This window comes from Gordonia caeni (assembly GCF_039537105.1).
In the GTDB taxonomy this organism is placed as follows: Bacteria; Actinomycetota; Actinomycetes; order Mycobacteriales; family Mycobacteriaceae; genus Gordonia; species Gordonia caeni.
In genome coordinates, this window is the sequence record NZ_BAAAZW010000008.1 from 180,134 (window position 1) to 196,367 (window position 16,234).

Here is a 16,234-nt window from a genome sequence, read left to right on the forward strand (position 1 = left end):
GGAGTCGAGGGCCGTCGCACCACGAACCACCACCCAGCGAAACGCCGACCTCATCCGCTGGGCGAAGACCGCGAACGGTCCCGCGGAGAAGATGAAAGATCGGCGAATCGCCGCGACTTCAGTTGCGCGGCAGGGAGTCCAGGAAGCTCATGTCCGAATCGAGCACCACGTACTCCTGGTACACGCCGAGCGTGTCGCGGGTGTCGGCGTACGCGAAACGGCCGCTCTCGCCGAAGCTGCCGTCCACCGCGATCGTCACTCCTCGCTCGCGGTCGGCGGCGAGCGCCTTCTCGTACTCGTCCACCGTGTCGAACCGATTGCAGAGGTGGTGGAACTTGAGGACGTACTCGCCGCTGGCCGGCAGGTGTCGCGTGTACAGGTCGGTGGGACCCGAGACCGGTTCGATGATCTCGAACTGCACGTCTGCGACGTAGCCGAGCGCCACGTCGATCACCAGCGGATCCCCGTCGAAGACGTCGAGCGAGAAGCCCCGGAAAACCGCCAGGTCGACGCCCTGCTCCTCCTTGAAGACTCTCGCTGCCCGCTCGACGTCGTTGGTGATCCAGGCGACCTGGAAAGTGTTCTTGTACAACGTGATTCCTCGAATCTGTGAGAACTCGTGCCGGAGACGCAGGGGGCGGGCTCAGTCGGGGCGACGCACCTGCTCGAAGGTGCGGTCCGGCCAGAAGAACGGAAGCCGGATGTTGGAGAACAGCCACCGGCCGTCGACCTTGCGGTACTCGTCCTCGTACATCCCGAGGAAGAGCAGCGGATTGCCGTGTCCGCCGACGGTGGTGTAGTGCCCGGTCCCGGCCTGCTGCCGGGTGAGCAGATCGATCAGGTAGCAGCGGCCGTGCGCGGTGTCCGGGCCGGTGACGGTGATCCACGGGTTGGTGACCACGTGCATCGAGTCGTAGGGCTCGCCGATCTTGCTGAACTCGTTGGTGAAGTTGGTCAGGATGGTCTCGCGCCCCACCCAGTTCCCGCCGAATTGTTCGGGGAACTCGCAGACGGCGTCTTCGCAGAACAGGCTCTGCAGACCGTCGGCGTTTTGGCTGTCGAAGTAGTTGGAGTAGGCCAGTCGTACTTGGCGGATCGCTTCGATCTCCAGCAGTTCGTCAATGGTCATGGTCGGTTCCTATCGTTCGGTGTTCTGCAGGATCTGCTTGCCGATGGCCAGGGCCAGGTAGCGGTTGTAGAAGCGGGCGAGGCCCAGATTGCCGCCGGAGAACCAGAAGCCGGGCTGGCCGGTCCGCCGCCAGATCCCGCGCAGCTCGCCTTCGTCGTCGAGACCCCACACGGGGCCGCAGCGGTCGGCGATCTCGTCGCCGAAGATCGCTCGTGCGGTGTGCTCGATGCCGCTGAAACCGGTCGCCAGGATCACCGCGTCGGCGGGGATCCGCGAGCCGTCGGACAGCTCCACCTCGGCGCCGTCGAACCCGGCCACCGAGACGCCCGAGCGGACGGCGATGGTGCCGTCGCAGATGTGCCGGCTGCAGCCGACGTCGATGTAGTACCCGCCGCCGCGGCCCAGGAACAGTCGCATGGAGCCGGTGCCGTCCTCGCCCGACGACAGCGCGAAGCCCGCCGCCGCAAGGTCGCGTTGCAGGTCGGCGTCGTACTCGGACATCGCGCCGGTAGCCGCTTGGAGTCCGGCCGTGGTGGCGTCGGACAGGTGCGGCGACGACGCGCCCAGGTAGTCCGAGATCGCGGTCGGGGGAGAGGTGTCCGAATAGGCGGCGCCCATCATGATCTCGGTGACCGCGCCGGAACTGACCACGTAGGTGGGGCCGCGCTGAATCAGCGTCACCTGATCGCCGTGGTCCACCAGATCCTGGGCGACGTCGTGCCCGCTGTTGCCGGTGCCGACCACCACGACGCGTTTGCCGCCGAAGCCGCCGCCGCGGTACTCGCTGGAATGCAGCACCGGGCCGTCGAGCTCACCGGGGATGTCGGGGATCTGCGGGACCGTCCCGCTCACGCCGGTCGCCAGGACCACGTGCGCCGGTGTCACCGTCTGCGCCGTGGTCTCTCCGTCCGAACCGGTGCGCTGGAGAGTCACCTCCCACTGGTCGCCGGTGCGGACCGCGCCGGCCACGGTGGTGGAGCACCAGACGTCGATCTCCATCGCCGAGGCGTAGAGCTCGAGCCAATCGCCCATCTTCTCCTTCGGGGTGAACACCGGCCAGGTCTCCGGATACGGGAAGAAGGGGAGCTGGTCGTAGTGCACGGGGTCGTGCAGGACCAGCGAGTCGTAGCGGCGCCGCCAGTTGTCGCCGACCCGCTCCTCCTGGTCGACGACCAGAACCCGCAGGCCCATCGCGCCGAGGTAGGCGGCCAGGCCGAGGCCGCTGTGCCCGGCGCCGACGACGAGGACGTCGGGCTGTCCGTCGGCCAGTTCCGCTGCGGCGGCACGACGTTTGTGCCAGGTGCGGCCGTCTGTCGGGTTGCCGTCGGGCCGGTTGCGGCCGGCGGCGAAGGGCAGCTCCGTGAGGTCCTCGAGGGTGGTGAACAACGATGCCGCGAGCCACTGGCCGCCGGACTCGACCAGCCGGACCAGTCCCTGCCCCCGGCCGTCGGCGGTCTCGAAGGACAGGAAGGCGGTGATCACGCCGTCGGCGGTCGGCAGCATCGCGACGAAGTCGGCGGGGGCCGCGACCACGACCGGGCTGCGGAGCGTTCCGCGGGCCGAAGCGAGGAGGTCGCCGAGCGCCGGGCGGCCCTGCAGACTGTGCAGGTCGCCGGAGAAGGCGAGCAGGTCCCGCCACCAGGCGTCGTCGGTGAACAGTGCGGCGGCCTCACTCCCGCCGGATTCGAGTGCGGCGGTGAAGCGTTCGGCCCAGGCGGCGGCGACGGTGGCGTCGTCTGTGACGTCGGGGGTCACCAGAGTGTCGGTCATCAGAGGCCTTTCGATTACTTGATGCAGTAGCCGGCGTCGACTTTGAGTTCGGTGCCGGTGACGTAGCGGGCCTCGTCGGACGCGAGGAAGAGCAGAGCGTTGCTGATGTCGATGGGGTCGACCCACGGCACCGGCAGGGCGTTGGTGGTGGTGAAGACAGGGGCGGCCTGCTCCTTGGTGGGGTGCTCCTCGTCGGGCAGGAACAGCCGGAAGGTCGGCTCGTTGAGGATCATGTCGGTGCTGACCCCGGTGGGATGGATGCTGTTGACCCGGATCGAGTGCGGGGCCAGTTCGAGGGCGAGCGTCTTCATGAGGCCCACGACGCCGTGCTTGCTGGCCGTGTAGGGCGCGACGTTCGGGGTCCCTTTGATGCCGGCGGTGGAACTGGTGATCACGATGGAACCGCCGTTGCCCGCCTTGATCATCCCCGGAACGACGGCCTTGCAGGTGTGCCAGACGCCGGTCAGGTTGATGTCGAGGACGTCGCGCCAGTCGCCCTCGGTGACCTCGTGCGTCGGGTCGCCGAAGATGAAGATGCCGGCGTTGGCGCTGACGATGTCGATCGGGCCCAGGTCGGCGATGCCGTTGGCGACCACCTCGGCGACGGCCTCGTAGTCGCGCACGTCCGCGGTCGCCGAGACGATCCGCCCGCCGAACTGCTTGACGATGTCGATGGTCTCGGCCATGTCGTCGGGGGAGGCGCCCGGGTACAGACGCTCCACGCTGGGGACGGGGGCGCACAGATCGAGCGCCAGAATGTCGGCGCCCTCCTGTGCCAGCCGGACCGCGTGACTGCGTCCCTGTCCGCGCGCTGCTCCGGTGATGAAGGCGACCTTGCCGTCCAACCTGCCCATGGTGCCGAGTCCTCTCTGCGGGGATGACGTTCATCCGTTCGGATGACGAATGCTGACTTCACGCCGAATTATTATCATCATTCGGACTATTGTCAACGTCACATCGAGAGGAGGATATGGTGTACATCACTGCCGGCTTCGGCGTGCCTGAAAGACCGGCGCGGCCGGTTGAGGGCGATCGTCAGCGGCGCCTCGGAAACGACGAAAGGCCCGCCTGACCTGGCGGGCGTGGAGAATCCGGTGGGGCGACGCGTCGGCGTCAGTGCGGTTCGGTGAGTCCGGTCAGCAGGGCGGCGACGGCATCCGGGTCGACCTCGGCGTCGGCGAGGTCGGAGTGGAGTGCGCGATCCATCTCGGCCAGTTCGTTCGTCATCTGCCCGTGTAGCGAGCGGCCGAGGTCGCTGATGCGCACCTCCACCTTGCGGCGGTCGGTGAGGCTGGGCGTGCGATAAAGGAGCGAGCGGGTGACCAGTCGGTCGACGGCGCGCGTCAGGGAGGCGCCGGACGACAGGGTCAGCGCGGACACCTGGGACATCGACAAACCATCGTGCGTGCTCAAGGCATCCAGGATCAGCCACTCGTCGGCGGTGAGCTCGTGGGCGGCGCCGACGGCCGAGACGGCGTTCTGTAGGCGATGGCCGTGCAGGACCAGGGCTTTCAGCAGGCCGGCGGGGGCGGTGATGGCAGTGGTGCCCGATGCCTCGTCACCTCGGGTCTCGCTCATGTCCCCTCCCGTCGCGCACATGAAATCCCACTATTGAAATAAAACCATTTGAAAGCATACAATACCGGAGCACCGCTTTTCCAGTGAGGTGGATCGCAATTCATCTCAGATGTGAGCACCCGTGCAATGAGGGAGGAGGCCGCATTGCCGCAGACTTCGTCGGCAAGTCCGGACCCCTATCGCATCGGCATGGTGATCCCGCTGCAGGGGACCGGTGGAATCTTCGGCCCCTCGTGCATCTCCGTCTGCGAGATGGCCGCCGATGAACTGAACCGCGGTGACGGCATCAACGGGCGGAAGGTGGAGATCGTCTACATCGACGGCGGTCAGTCGCCGCACGCCGTCGTCGCCCAGGTCAGCCGCCTGATCGAGACCTCCGGGATCGACGCGATCACCGGCTGGCACATCTCGTCGATCCGCCGGCTCCTCGGTCCGCTGGTGCGCGGCCGGATCCCGTATGTGTACACGTCCCTGTACGAAGGGGGCGAGGACGCCCGCGGCATCTACTGCAGCGGGGAGACGCCCGAACAGCAGATCTTCCCGGCACTCACCTGGCTGCGCGACAACCTCGGCATCCGGCGCTGGCACGTGGTGGGAGCCCGCTACGTCTGGCCGGTGCGCTCACTGCAGAAGGTGATCGACTTCGCCTCGGTGCTCGGCGTGGAGATCGTCGGGACCACCTTCGTGCCGATGGGCCACGGCTCCGACCCGCGGCTGCCGGCCGCGGTCGCGGCCAGCGACTGCGACGCGGTCCTGATGCTGCTGGTAGGTCAGGATGCGGTCGCCTTCAACCGGTCGTTCGCCGAAGCCGGTCTTGCCGAACGCATCACCCGCTACAGCCCGCTCATGGACGAGAGCATGCTGCTGGCCAGCGGCCCCGAGGCCACCGGCGACCTGTACTGTTCGGCCTCGTACTTCAGCAGCCTGACGAGTGCGAACGCGCTGGACTTCCTGGGACGCTACGTCTCCTCGCGCGGAGCGTCGGCGCCGTCGCTGAACAACATGGCGCAGTCGTGCTACCAGGGAATCCAGACCCTCGCCGAGCTGGCCAAGAAGTCCGGCGGGGTCGGGGTGAGCGACTTCGATCGCGTGATCGACGGCCTCACCTTCACCGGCCCGCGCGGAGTGGTCCGCTTCGTCGGCAACCAGGCGATCCAGCCGGTGAACCTGGCGCGCGCCGACGTCTTCGACTTCGAGGTGCTCGAAACCCTCTGACGTCAGCCGATCGCTAGTACCGGCAGCACGACGGCGACCGGTGCCAGCACGCACCCGGCGGCGATGAACGACCGCCACGACACCGAAGCTCCCGATCGGCGCAGCTGGTCGTGCCAGAGCAGCGTCGCCAGCGACGCCCACGGGATGATGATCGGACCGGCGTTGACGCCCACCAGCAGCGCGAGCATGCCACCCGGAGTGTCGACGCCGTGCTCCAGCGCCAGGAACGCCGGAATGTTGTTGACCACGTTCGACGTCGCCGCACCGACCCCGGCGATGGCCAGCAGACCGGCGGTCGAGTCCTGCCGCGACCCCAGCGCGTCGGCCATCGCGTCGAGGGCGCCCGCGGTGTGGGCGATCGCCGCGACGGCGCACAGCACCGTCACGAAGGCCAGCGACCCCCACGGAATCAGCGACGCCCACCGGATCGCCGGGGACTGCGTCGCGCCGGTCCCGCCGGCCCGGACCGTGACGACGACGAGGATGGCGGCGGCGAGGGTCGCCGAGATCCAGTAGGGGAACGGGGTGGCCAGCAGCGGCAGCAGGACCCCGAGGGTGATCAAGCTGGCGCGCAGGCGCCGATCGACGACGGTGGATGCCGGATCAGGCTGTGTCGCAACGGCTTCGTCGTCGTGGGTGCGGGCGGACCAGCGGTAGGCGATCCAGGAGGCGGCGACGGCGACCCCGGCGGCCACCAGTGCCGGCCGCCACGCGGCGGTCAGGTAGGCGGTGGGGCCGGCGAAGACACCGGATCCGGCGGCCAGCAGGTTCGTCAGATTCGACACGGGCAGCAGCAGCGAGCCGATGTTGGCGATCCAGATGACGGCCAGCGCGGCCGCCCAGAGGCTCAGTCCGCCCCGGCGGGCGAGCGCCACGGCCAGCGGCGTCACCAGGATCGCCGTGGTGTCCAGGGACAGGAACACCGTCGAGACCAGTGCGAGCACCACGATCTGGCACCAGGCCGCGGTCGGCGCCGACATCCCGCCCCACGACCGCCGGCGCGCCCACCCGGCCACCGCGTCGAAGGCGCCCGCGGCGGCCGCCAGGTTCACCACCACCGACATCGCCGCCACGAACAGCAGCACGGGCGCCAGCCGGACGGCCAGGGCGCCGGCCTCCGCCGGCGACAGCACGACGAGGCCGCTCACCGCCGCACCAGCGGCGATGAGCGGCACGAGTCGTCGTCGTGTCATGCAGTCGCTGGTTCGACACGCTCCGCCGGACGGGGGCGGGCGGCCATCGCGACGGCGAGCACCACGCCGGCCACTTGGGCGGCGGCGACCCAGCCGACGGGCAGGTCGGTCCACGAGCCGTCGATCATCAGCAGCGCCGGGATCGACGCGGTGGTGACCGACTGGGCGATCGCCACCACTCCGGCGGCGACGTCGAATCGGGGATCGGCCGTGCAGCAGGAGAGGAAGAAGGCGAAGAACAGCACGGCCCAACCCGACCACAGCCAGGCGATGTGCGCATCTCCGGCGGTGAAGTTGATGGCGGCCAGCACCACCGCGACGGCCGAGGCCCACGCGCAGTACCAGCCCAGGCCGGTGCCGTCGGCGCCGAGCAGGGTGCCGCCGGCGACGGTGAGATAGGTGACGCCGAACAGGCTGTAGCCGACGGCGCCGAACAGGGCCAGGCGGGCGTCGCCGCCGGCCGGGATGGCGATGAGCAGGGACGCGGTGACCAGGCCCGCGCCGGTGATGAGGTTGATCGGGACCGCGGCGCGCGCGCTGATGCGGCCCAGCAGGACCAGTCCGTTCACGAGCAGCACGGCTCCGACGAACAACAAGGCGAGACTGGACATGGTTTCTCTCTCGGCAGGGTGGAGAACGCCGGACGGGTGCCGACGAGGGCCCCGCGGGCGCGCGGAGGGGCGCGCCCGCGGGGATCGGGTCAGGCGGCGTTCGGCGCGCGCCGGCCGTGCATGGGATCGGATTCCTCGACGTAGCCGCCCACGCGCAGGAGCGTGGTCTCGTCGAAGGCCTTGCCGATGATCTGCAGTCCCACCGGCAGGTCGCCGTTGAGGCCGGCCGGCACGGTGAGGGCGGGCAGACCGGTCAGGTTGCTCGGCCCGGTGAACCGGATGAAGGCCTGCACCAGATCCACCGGCGAACCGTTCAGATCGGCCACGGCCGAACCGATGTCCGGTGCCATCACCGGGAGCGTCGGCGCCATGATCACGTCGACGTCGCCCAGGGCGGCGGTGAACTCCTTCTTGATCTGGCGACGGGCCTGCTGCGCCTGCAGGTAGTCGACGGAGGAGAACAGCTCACCCAGGTAGAACAGGAACCGGATGTCGGCGCCGAAGTCCTGCGGACGGTCGATCAGGTCCTGGTGATGGATCGCCGACGCCTCCGACAGGCTGGTGGCCAGTTCCGTCCACTCCGAATACCGCAGGGACGGAATCTGCACCTTCTTCACCGTGGCGCCGCGGGACACCAGGTCCTCGATCCGGGCCCGGACCAGTCGCTCGATCTCCGAGTCGACGTCGCGGAAGAAGTAGTCCTCCTCCACGCCGATCACCAGCCCCTTCGGGTCGCCGCCCAGGTCGGCCAGGTAGTCGTCGACCGGGACGTCCACCGAGGTGGGGTCGCGGTGGTCGAAACCGGAGATGGCCCCCAGCATGGCGGCGGCGTCGGCGACGGTCTTGGCCATCGGCCCGATGTGGTCGAGCGTCCAGGCCAGCGGGTAGCAGCCGAACTTGGCGACGCGGCCGTGTGTGGGCTTGAGGCCCACCAGACCGTTGGCCGCCGACGGGATCCGGATGGATCCGGCGGTGTCGGTGCCGAGCGTCGAGTACGACATGTCCGAGGCCACCGCGGCACCGGAGCCGCCGCTGGAGCCGCCGGGCACCTTGTCCAGATCCCACGGGTTGTGGACCGGGCCGAAGTGCGGGCTGTTGTTGTCGATGCCCCAGGCGTACTCGTGCATGTTGAGCTTGCCGGTCAGGACGACCCCGGCCTCGCGCAGCTTGGCGACGGCGGTGGCGTCGTGCTCGGAGACGAAGTCGCCGTGGATCTTCGACGACATGGTGGTCACCTCGCCGGCGACGTACAGGTTGTCCTTGAGAGCCATCGGCACACCGTGCAGCGGGCCGCGGACCTCGCCGGCGGCGATCTCCTTCTCGGCCTTCTCCGCCTCGGCCATGGCCGCGTCGTCGCGGAAGCTGACGAAGGCGTTGATGACGTCGTTCTTGGCGTGCGCGTACTCGAGGGCGCGGCGCGTCACCTCGACGGGAGAGATCTGCTTGGTGCGGATCAGTTCGCCGACGGCGGTCGCGGACTGGTTGAGAAGTTCGTCAGCCATTGTGATCGCCTCCGGGGATGTTGCGGAGCGCGATGTCGGCATCCGCGGTGTCGATGGTCTCCAGGTCTCGGCGGAGTTCGCCGAACTGGGCCCAGGTGGATTCGATGCGGGCGAGCTCGTCGGCGTCGGGGTGCAGCCCCTTCGCGGCGAGCACGTCCTTGATTGACAGCGTCATCGTGATCTCCGTTCGATTCGTGATCATCTGGAAAAGTTCCAAATGGAACATCTCCAAAAGTAGGTGATGTCGCTCACGTTGTCTACGGTTCGGCGAAAGTCGCCTAGGAATGCCCGGAAGAAGTGGTGCTGACCTGCAGGGTGAGGTGACGGCCGGAATGTCGGTCCGGCGGGGACACTAGCTCGTGGAGTCGTCCCACTCGAGCGTGGTCTTGAGTTGATGGCCCCACGCGTAGTCGGTGGTCAGCTTCTGTGCCTGGGCGAGCACGATGCTCGGTGCGATGCCCAATTCGGCGGCGAGATCGCGGATCGCTGCGATGTTGCGGCTCGTCGGCAACCGCTTACGGAACTCGACGGGCACGAGGGTGGTTGCGGCGAACTCATCGGCTTCGTCTTCGGCGGTGTCGCCTGCGCCCTGCAGGAATAGGATGTTGTGGCTGTGCAGCAGTACGTGACCCAGTTCGTGGAAGAGGGTGAACCACAGCTGGTCGTCGGTCTTGCCACGCATAGAAAGTTGCATGACCGGGTGTCCTGCAATCCAGCGAGTGGCGCCGTGGACGCCGAAGCCCGGGATCGGCGGAATCAAGCACAACGCGGCGCCGACATCGCGTAGCAATTCTTGCGCCTCGACGATTGCGGCGGCGGGGTCCGGCCGTGCCGTGAGCGCACGCAACTGTGGGATCAGTGCTGCGAGTGCGGGCATGTCGAAGTCGGCAAGTTCGGCGAGGTGGGCCTGCCGCTCGCCGAGCGCGAGCCACGTCGCTCGTTCGTAGGTCTTGTCCCCGCTCGATATCGCTTTGCGATAGACGACCTTGGGATGTGTCCAGGTGGCGTCGAAGGCGTCGAGGTGACCGATTCCGAGGAGGGGGAGAAGGTCGCGCACCGTACCTGCCTTATCGCGTGCGGGTGCAGTGATGAACTTCCATTTGCGCAGGTAGGTGAGCGGGAAGCGTTTGGCGTGCGCGTGCTGGGCGGCGAGCTCGTCTTCCTCGGCCAGTCGCGCGAGGTCCTCGCGGTAGCCTGCCTCGAAGTTGTTCCAGATCCGGGCGGGGATACCAGTCACCCGCTCGAGGCCAAGCGCGACGGTGGCCGACAGTGGAGCTTTGCCGGAGAGCAGCTCGGAGACATGCTTCGGGGTGACGTCGAGGCGACGTGCCAGTTCGGCGGCGTTGATCCCGTTCTCGTGGAGCCATTCCTCGACGTGCTCCCCGGGGGCGACGGCGTAGTTCGGCAGGGTGATCATGTCGGTGCTCCTTTCGTGACTCTGCGTGGTCAGCGTTTGTGGTAGTCGACGATTTCGATAACGAGGACTGTGATCGCCCCGTCGTCGGGCTTCACGATGAGTCGCCAGTTTCCCGTCAGGCGACCGGACCATTGCCCCGCGCGGTCGCCTTTCAGCTCTTCCCATTTGCCGGCGAACACTAGGAGGTCGCTGATGTCGTCGGCGCTGCGCAGTTCATTGAGTCGAAGGCGCAGGGTCTTCGACTTCTGTACGCCGAGCTTGCGCTGCATGTAACGTGCGTCGGTGCACCGTCGTTCGAGTTCATTGTTCTGGTACCGCAGTTCCATGATGTTACCTAAATCGTAACAATGATGCCAGGTGTGAGCGCTCGTACGGGGCGACGTTCATACTGTGCACTGCAGGGATGTGTGGCACAGCCGGAATGATTGCACCGACCGCTGACAATCGTCCGCCCTGGGCCGATGGGGTGTGAGCGTCAAGGGGTCAGGACAGGAACACCTCGTCGTTGTGCCACTCCAGGAACCCCCGATTGGGCCGCTGCGCGCGCTTCGTTGGAACGTCGAGGGTCATCCCTTCGCGGGCATAGAACCAATCGCCGTTCCCGAACTGGCTCTTCAGGGCAGGACTGACACGGAGGCGGTACTTGGTGTCGACGCCGATGTAGCCACGGTCGAACAATGTGTGGACGTCAGAACGGAGGAGTAGTCCGTTGTCGACGCGGTGCATGCCGCCGGCCGCGACGGGGAGGATATGCGCGGCCTCCAGTACGGGACGGACCTTCTCTCCGGTAATCGCGCAGTGGTGACCGTACGTTTCGGCGACCATTGCCTTGAAAGCCTGCTGTCCGATTCTTGGCACAGTCGGTACGGGGGCTCCCGTAGTCGGCCCGAACGACAGAATCTGCGCCTGGTCCACCGCGATCTGATGTCGCAGGACCGCTTCGACGACAGAGTCGGTACCAACGAGGTCCCAGATCTTGCCGCGCTGGATACTCGGGGCGAAGCCGTCGGGTGCCGGAAGGGTCTCGTCCGGGGCGAAGAAGACGACATCATGTAGCAGGACGCAGCCGATCTCCGGGTCTTCGAGAGGGCCGATCTTCTGCTTGCGGTAGTGCTCGATCCGGTGTCGCAAGATATCGACTGATTCGACGCCGTTGCCGATTCCGAAAAGACTCCATGCCTCGCTGACGGTGGCACGAGCGAATCCCGAGAACAGTCCGACTCCGACCAGACGGTTAGAAGTGGGGGAACGGCCGTAGTGAGTCTTGAAAACGAACGGCTCGCCCACACGAACGGCCTTGAAGCCCTGCTTCGGACTCGGGAACCAGAAGTTCACTTCAGGGTGAAGCGGACCGGTCTCGAACAGGAACTCGTACCAATCGCGGTCGGTCACCCCCACGTAGGCCGCCACGTATCCGCCCCCTCGTTCTCTGGGTGCAGTCTATGACGAGAAGCTCGATGTACGTGGGCTACTCGCGGTTATGTCGGCTTCGAACCCGCTCGCCGAGTTCGATCACGGAGATCGCCCCTCGGGCGTACGCCAGCTGGTCGGCGCGAGTGGCGTCGGTGCTTCGCGCGCCCTCCAGCTCGGAACTACGCCGTATCGCACGGATGGTGCGGACACGTCGCTGTGCTTTCTGCAGCTCGCTCATGTCTAGCTCCTTCGCACGCTGACTGTATCCAAAGGATATTCGCAGTGCAGGCCGCATGTGCGTGCTCGCTGTGCCGGCCCCAGACGTGTGAAGCGTCGAGGAACCATGAACCAGAGTAGATCGAGGTGCCGACAAAGATTCCGCCGTTGCGACAGGCCGCCATCCTCATGTGATCGGCACCGCGCGCCACGTGATTGCGCCGATGTTCCCCGCTCGGGGCTGCGCGGGAGTAGAAAGAACCCACCGCGGAGATCGGAGAATCCATGCGGACGTGCACGCCTGAGGACACTGCGACACGCGTGCGCGGCCGGCCTGCGGTGATCCTGTTGGTGATCGCGGTGCTCGTCGCTGCCGGAGCGGCGGCATGGCCGGGGACTTCGGCGGCGCTGCCGGCGCCGTCGGCGGATCCGTTCTACCGCTACGACAAGCCGCTCGACGGGGTGAAACCGGGCACGGTCCTGCGCACCCGGCCGGTGACTTACGGGTACCGGGGCGCCCTGGCGCCGGTCTCGAGCACCCAGGTGCTGTACCGCTCGACCGACCAGCACGGCGCCCCGGTGGCCGCGGTCGGGACCGTCCTGCGCTCGCCGGTGGCGGGACCGGCCAAGCTGCTGTCGTTCCACATGGCCTACGACGCGCTGGGGCCGCAGTGCGATCCGTCGTACACGCTGACCGGTGCCGGGGTTCCCGGCCCGCTCGGCACCCTGGAACAGGGCGTGATGAGCGGGTACCTGGCGTCCGGCTACGACATCGTCGTCCCCGACTACGAGGGCCGGGACCAGGAATGGACCATCGGCCGGCAGTCGGCGTATGCGGCGCTGGACGGTGTCCGCGCGGCGCAGCGGGTGCTGCAGATGCCGCGGTCCACGCCGGTGGGGCTCCTCGGATACTCGGGAGGCTCGGTGCCGACGCAGTGGGGCGCCGAGGTGGCCCCGGACTATGCGCCCGAGCTGAACGTCGTGGGCGCGGCGGCCGGAGGGCTACCGGTTCATCTGGCGCACAACCTGCCCTACGTGAGCGGCAGCAAGAGCTGGGCCGGGGTGATTCCCGCGCTGGTCGTCGCCTATCAGCGCACCTACGGCTTCGACACCGGCGCCTTCCTCTCGCCTCGGGGCAAGAAGATCGTGCGCACCGTCAGCTCCCAGTGCATCAACACCTTCGCCGCCCAGTACCCCGGCCTGACCAACCGCGACATGGTGCGCGCGCCGTACACCTCGCTGCTGCAGGTGGCGCCGGTGGTGCGGGCCATCAACGACAACATCATGGGCTCCGCCGGCGCCCCCGAGACCCCGGTACTGCTCGGGGTGGGGCAGGTCGACGCCGTCGGAGACGGGTTGATGGTGACCGGTGACGTCGAGGGGCTGGCGCACAAGTACTGCCGGAGCGGCACCGCGGTGACCTATGCGCGGTACGCGGGGCAGGCCCACGGCCAAGCGTTCATCCCGTTCCAGGCGCAGGCCGCTCAATTCCTCACCGATCGGTTCGCCGGGGCGCGGCCGTCGTCGAACTGTGCGGTCGTGGGGCGCGGCAACTCCCTCGCACCGGTCCCGGTGCCCTGACGACTCACTTGCAAGGAGGCTTCCCATGGCCGAGATCCGTTCCGTCCGAGCGCATCGCGCCTTCAGCAAGGGCTTCTATCGCAGCGCCGACTTCGATTACGAGGTGCGGTGTGCGCTGGGAGCCGCCTCGCACGGCGCCGCCGATGCGGGGGAGGTGCTGGCGACCATCGACGACGTCGCCGACGGCGATCACGAACGCTGGTTCGAGGCCTGGCTGGCCACCGGCAGCCGGGTGCGAGCGCTGGCCGACGCCGAGTCGGCGGCCGGGCGGACGGTGAGCGCGGCGTCGTCGTATCTGCGGGCGGCGACCTATCTGGGGGTGGCCGTGAACGCCGCCGGCGCCCTGGAATCCGACGCTCAGCTGCTGCCGACGTTCCGGCTGCAGCGGTCGTGCTGGGACGGATTCGTCGACACCGCCGCGGTGGAGGTGGAGCGCGTCGACATCCCGTACGAGGACACCACGCTGCCCGGCTACCTGTTCCGGAGCGGCGGCGACGCGGCCGTGCGGCCGACCCTGGTGATGGTCAACGGAAGTGACGGTGCGACCAGCGGGCTGTGGTCGAACGGGGCGGCCGGGGCGCTCGCGCGCGGCTACACCGTGCTGATGTTCGACGGTCCCGGACAGCAGTCGATGCTGTTCGAGCACGGGGTCGGGTTCCGCCCCGACTGGGAGGCGGTGCTGACGCCGGTGGTCGACTTCGTCCTGGACCAGCCGGGTGTGGATCGCCGGCGCCTCGCCGCGTACGGGATCAGCCAGGGCGGCTTCTGGCTGGCGCGGGCGCTGGCGTTCGAGCATCGGTTCACCGCCGCCGTGCTGGATCCGGGGGTGATGGACGTGTCGGCGTCGTGGACCGACAACATTCCGTCACCGCTGCTGAAGCTGTTCCGGGCGGGAAAGAAGGAGTCCTTCGACCACGACATGGGGATCGGCATGCGGTTCTCGCCGGCCACCGCCCGGACGTGGCGGTTCCGGGCGCGGCCGTACGGCAAGGACAGCTACTTCGACACCCTCACCGAAGTGCACCGCTACACGCTCTCCGACGCCGAGGCAGCGCAGAGCACCACGCCGCTGCTGCTCGCAGACCCCGAACGCGAACAGTTCTGGCCGGGGCAGTCGGAGCGGCTCGCCCACGCCTGCGGCGGGCCGAGCGAACTGGTGCCGTTCACCGCGGCCGAGGGAGCCGACTTCCACTGCCAGCCGATGGCACGTCAGCTCATCGACGCGCGCATGTTCGCCTGGCTCGACGCGGCGCTGTCGAGGTGATCCACAGGTCAGAGCCTTGGCGAGTGCCGACTCGACGCTAGGAGGGTCAGTGGCGCCGATTCCTGCCGAGCCCGACGGCACCACTCGAAATTTCGGGACTCCACGCGCGGTGTCCGAAGTCCTCGTACAGCGGTGTCTTCTCGGCTGGGGATCGGTTGGATATCCTGTTCGGGTCACGGCGACGTCGGCGCTTGCTCAAATGCGTCACTTTGACCTTGGCAGGATTCTGTTTCGGCTTTACCGAGGTGCGCCGGACGATCCTGGGTTTCACGAAGGAGAACCGGTCCAGCGCAGCTATCGCCGCCGGTGATTTCTGTGCCAGGAGGTAGCGCAGGATGGCGTACTTTCGCCCCTCGGTGTGAGCGTCTATCGCTGTGACCCTAAGGCGTCTTTCGAGTTCAGCTACGGCACTTTCAACAGATTCGGGAAGTTCACCGTTCTCGACGCCTTTGAGGAAGGAAGGGTGGGCCGTGTTGCGGTCGAACGCCGGAAGAATCGGCACTCGAATGCGAACTGTGGCAGGAGAAGTAGCGCCGGACTTCGGTTGTCTTCGTCGACTTCCTGTACCTCTGCGTTTCACGCCGCCTCAAGCCCTTCGGTCAAGTGGTATAAAGCTGACACTATCGTGAAAGCGGCCCACGACTGACGAAGACGACGAATTCGACTACTCGGTCTGAGCCAACTCGGTGGCCGAACGGAACACCTCGGCGATGTGCTCCCGATTCTTGCGGCCATCGGCGCGGTTGACGGCGTTGTACGACATCGGACCCGGGTGCGGACAGCGGAGGATCCGAGTGTCGGCGGTGAGCACGGGATCGATCCTCGTCGCGATGCGATCCCACGCCTTCTGAGAGTCGTTGCCCGACAGGACAAGTACTCGTGGTGGCGCACCGAGCCGCCGGATGAACTCCGCGAGGTACGGCGCGGCGCGCGGTGCCTCTTTGCCCGCCGTCCGACCGGGAAACTCCGGGTTCTTGGTCGACCACCACGGCACGACGTTCCAGTTGAGTGTGAGGTCGTACGGGACGCCCGCCTCCTCGGTGGCCTCGTAGTAGTTGCGGGCCGTCGGATCGTTGTTGTGCTTGCTGATGAAGCCCGATTCGCCGTCGGCGGCACCGGATGGGTCCTGGAAGAGCATGAGGATGCGAACTCCCAGACTCGCGGCATCGGGATCGAAGTAGGGGATCGATTCCCCTGTCTCCCCGCGGATCTCATCGACCCACCGGTTCAAGTCGCCGATGTGACCGTCGTAGCGCCGGGCCATGCGTGCGTCGACGTTGTCCGGCGTGTGGACCTTGCTGAGGAGCTCACCGCGGTCGTACGCGTGATGATTCCAGATCGTCAT

At 67.4% G+C, this 16,234-nt stretch carries 18 protein-coding genes; 3 read left to right on the forward strand and 15 right to left on the reverse strand.

What is annotated here, in order from left to right; genetic code table 11:
• Nucleotides 1–118: 118 nt before the first annotated feature.
• The 5 genes from ABD732_RS14415 to ABD732_RS14435 form a co-directional block, all read right to left on the reverse strand.
• A complete protein-coding gene (locus ABD732_RS14415; RefSeq protein WP_344784929.1) occupies nucleotides 119–592 on the reverse strand; it encodes a VOC family protein in 474 nt (157 codons plus the stop codon).
• Between the two features lie 51 nt (nucleotides 593–643).
• Nucleotides 644–1,129 (reverse strand): nuclear transport factor 2 family protein, encoded by a 486-nt coding sequence (locus tag ABD732_RS14420; protein ID WP_344784931.1) that lies wholly within the window; start codon nucleotides 1,127–1,129, stop codon nucleotides 644–646.
• A 9-nt stretch (nucleotides 1,130–1,138) separates the two neighbouring features.
• Entirely contained in the window at nucleotides 1,139–2,899 is a 1,761-nt protein-coding gene (locus ABD732_RS14425; RefSeq protein ID WP_344784933.1) for an FAD-dependent oxidoreductase, read from the reverse strand.
• Nucleotides 2,900–2,913: 14 nt separating this feature from the next.
• A complete protein-coding gene (locus tag ABD732_RS14430) occupies nucleotides 2,914–3,753 on the reverse strand; it encodes a mycofactocin-coupled SDR family oxidoreductase (protein ID WP_344784935.1) in 840 nt (279 codons plus the stop codon).
• Between the two features lie 259 nt (nucleotides 3,754–4,012).
• Entirely contained in the window at nucleotides 4,013–4,477 is a 465-nt protein-coding gene (locus ABD732_RS14435) for a MarR family winged helix-turn-helix transcriptional regulator (protein WP_344784937.1), read from the reverse strand.
• A gap of 126 nt (nucleotides 4,478–4,603) precedes the next feature.
• Here ABD732_RS14435 and ABD732_RS14440 point away from each other — a divergent pair, with 126 nt between their 5' ends.
• Complete coding sequence (locus ABD732_RS14440; protein ID WP_425553059.1) at nucleotides 4,604–5,692, forward strand: substrate-binding domain-containing protein; 1,089 nt, start codon at nucleotides 4,604–4,606, stop codon at nucleotides 5,690–5,692.
• A 2-nt stretch (nucleotides 5,693–5,694) separates the two neighbouring features.
• On the opposite strand, the gene ABD732_RS14445 is transcribed toward ABD732_RS14440, so the two are convergent.
• The 8 genes from ABD732_RS14445 to ABD732_RS14480 form a co-directional block, all read right to left on the reverse strand.
• Nucleotides 5,695–6,885 (reverse strand): ArsB/NhaD family transporter, encoded by a 1,191-nt coding sequence (locus tag ABD732_RS14445; protein ID WP_344784941.1) that lies wholly within the window; start codon nucleotides 6,883–6,885, stop codon nucleotides 5,695–5,697.
• Nucleotides 6,882–7,496 carry an AmiS/UreI family transporter gene (locus tag ABD732_RS14450; RefSeq protein WP_344784943.1) on the reverse strand — a complete coding sequence of 205 codons (615 nt, stop codon included), beginning with the start codon at nucleotides 7,494–7,496 and terminating at the stop codon, nucleotides 6,882–6,884. The genes ABD732_RS14445 and ABD732_RS14450 overlap by 4 nt, the downstream gene beginning before the upstream one ends.
• An 89-nt stretch (nucleotides 7,497–7,585) precedes the next feature.
• A complete protein-coding gene (locus ABD732_RS14455) occupies nucleotides 7,586–8,998 on the reverse strand; it encodes an amidase (RefSeq protein WP_344784945.1) in 1,413 nt (470 codons plus the stop codon).
• Nucleotides 8,991–9,173, reverse strand: a complete 183-nt coding sequence (locus ABD732_RS14460) for a hypothetical protein (protein WP_344784947.1) — start codon at nucleotides 9,171–9,173, stop codon at nucleotides 8,991–8,993. The genes ABD732_RS14455 and ABD732_RS14460 overlap by 8 nt, the downstream gene beginning before the upstream one ends.
• 177 nt (nucleotides 9,174–9,350) lie before the next feature.
• Nucleotides 9,351–10,415 (reverse strand): ImmA/IrrE family metallo-endopeptidase, encoded by a 1,065-nt coding sequence (locus tag ABD732_RS14465; RefSeq protein ID WP_344784949.1) that lies wholly within the window; start codon nucleotides 10,413–10,415, stop codon nucleotides 9,351–9,353.
• Nucleotides 10,416–10,444: 29 nt separating this feature from the next.
• Nucleotides 10,445–10,741: a type II toxin-antitoxin system RelE/ParE family toxin gene (locus ABD732_RS14470; protein WP_344784951.1), complete on the reverse strand. Its 297-nt coding sequence runs from the start codon at nucleotides 10,739–10,741 to the stop codon at nucleotides 10,445–10,447.
• Nucleotides 10,742–10,898: 157 nt separating this feature from the next.
• Entirely contained in the window at nucleotides 10,899–11,825 is a 927-nt protein-coding gene (locus ABD732_RS14475; RefSeq protein ID WP_344784953.1) for an HNH endonuclease, read from the reverse strand.
• Between the two features lie 58 nt (nucleotides 11,826–11,883).
• On the reverse strand, nucleotides 11,884–12,066 hold the full coding sequence (locus tag ABD732_RS14480) for an antitoxin VbhA family protein (RefSeq protein WP_344784955.1): 183 nt from the start codon (nucleotides 12,064–12,066) through the stop codon (nucleotides 11,884–11,886).
• Between the two features lie 263 nt (nucleotides 12,067–12,329).
• Here ABD732_RS14480 and ABD732_RS14485 point away from each other — a divergent pair, with 263 nt between their 5' ends.
• Both ABD732_RS14485 and ABD732_RS14490 read left to right on the forward strand, forming a co-directional pair.
• Nucleotides 12,330–13,625 carry a lipase family protein gene (locus tag ABD732_RS14485; RefSeq protein WP_425553055.1) on the forward strand — a complete coding sequence of 432 codons (1,296 nt, stop codon included), beginning with the start codon at nucleotides 12,330–12,332 and terminating at the stop codon, nucleotides 13,623–13,625.
• A 25-nt stretch (nucleotides 13,626–13,650) separates the two neighbouring features.
• Entirely contained in the window at nucleotides 13,651–14,889 is a 1,239-nt protein-coding gene (locus ABD732_RS14490) for an alpha/beta hydrolase family protein (RefSeq protein WP_344784957.1), read from the forward strand.
• A gap of 46 nt (nucleotides 14,890–14,935) precedes the next feature.
• On the opposite strand, the gene ABD732_RS14495 is transcribed toward ABD732_RS14490, so the two are convergent.
• The gene (locus ABD732_RS14495) at nucleotides 14,936–15,391 is read right to left on the reverse strand and encodes a hypothetical protein (RefSeq protein WP_344784959.1); all 456 of its coding nucleotides are present in this window, start codon (nucleotides 15,389–15,391) and stop codon (nucleotides 14,936–14,938) included.
• Between the two features lie 162 nt (nucleotides 15,392–15,553).
• The gene (locus ABD732_RS14500; protein WP_344784961.1) at nucleotides 15,554–16,234 is read right to left on the reverse strand and encodes a uracil-DNA glycosylase family protein; all 681 of its coding nucleotides are present in this window, start codon (nucleotides 16,232–16,234) and stop codon (nucleotides 15,554–15,556) included.

Coding starts and splice junctions, on each gene's coding strand:
- ABD732_RS14500 (WP_344784961.1), bottom strand. CDS start 16,234: ATGACGATCTGGAATCATCACGCGTACGACCGCGGTGAGCTCCTCAGC.
- ABD732_RS14420 (WP_344784931.1), bottom strand. CDS start 1,129: ATGACCATTGACGAACTGCTGGAGATCGAAGCGATCCGCCAAGTACGA.
- ABD732_RS14425 (WP_344784933.1), bottom strand. CDS start 2,899: ATGACCGACACTCTGGTGACCCCCGACGTCACAGACGACGCCACCGTC.
- ABD732_RS14485 (WP_425553055.1), top strand. CDS start 12,330: ATGCGGACGTGCACGCCTGAGGACACTGCGACACGCGTGCGCGGCCGG.
- ABD732_RS14435 (WP_344784937.1), bottom strand. CDS start 4,477: ATGAGCGAGACCCGAGGTGACGAGGCATCGGGCACCACTGCCATCACC.
- ABD732_RS14445 (WP_344784941.1), bottom strand. CDS start 6,885: ATGACACGACGACGACTCGTGCCGCTCATCGCCGCTGGTGCGGCGGTG.
- ABD732_RS14450 (WP_344784943.1), bottom strand. CDS start 7,496: ATGTCCAGTCTCGCCTTGTTGTTCGTCGGAGCCGTGCTGCTCGTGAAC.
- ABD732_RS14430 (WP_344784935.1), bottom strand. CDS start 3,753: ATGGGCAGGTTGGACGGCAAGGTCGCCTTCATCACCGGAGCAGCGCGC.
- ABD732_RS14460 (WP_344784947.1), bottom strand. CDS start 9,173: ATGACGCTGTCAATCAAGGACGTGCTCGCCGCGAAGGGGCTGCACCCC.
- ABD732_RS14490 (WP_344784957.1), top strand. CDS start 13,651: ATGGCCGAGATCCGTTCCGTCCGAGCGCATCGCGCCTTCAGCAAGGGC.
- ABD732_RS14455 (WP_344784945.1), bottom strand. CDS start 8,998: ATGGCTGACGAACTTCTCAACCAGTCCGCGACCGCCGTCGGCGAACTG.
- ABD732_RS14480 (WP_344784955.1), bottom strand. CDS start 12,066: ATGAGCGAGCTGCAGAAAGCACAGCGACGTGTCCGCACCATCCGTGCG.
- ABD732_RS14465 (WP_344784949.1), bottom strand. CDS start 10,415: ATGATCACCCTGCCGAACTACGCCGTCGCCCCCGGGGAGCACGTCGAG.
- ABD732_RS14440 (WP_425553059.1), top strand. CDS start 4,604: ATGAGGGAGGAGGCCGCATTGCCGCAGACTTCGTCGGCAAGTCCGGAC.
- ABD732_RS14470 (WP_344784951.1), bottom strand. CDS start 10,741: ATGGAACTGCGGTACCAGAACAATGAACTCGAACGACGGTGCACCGAC.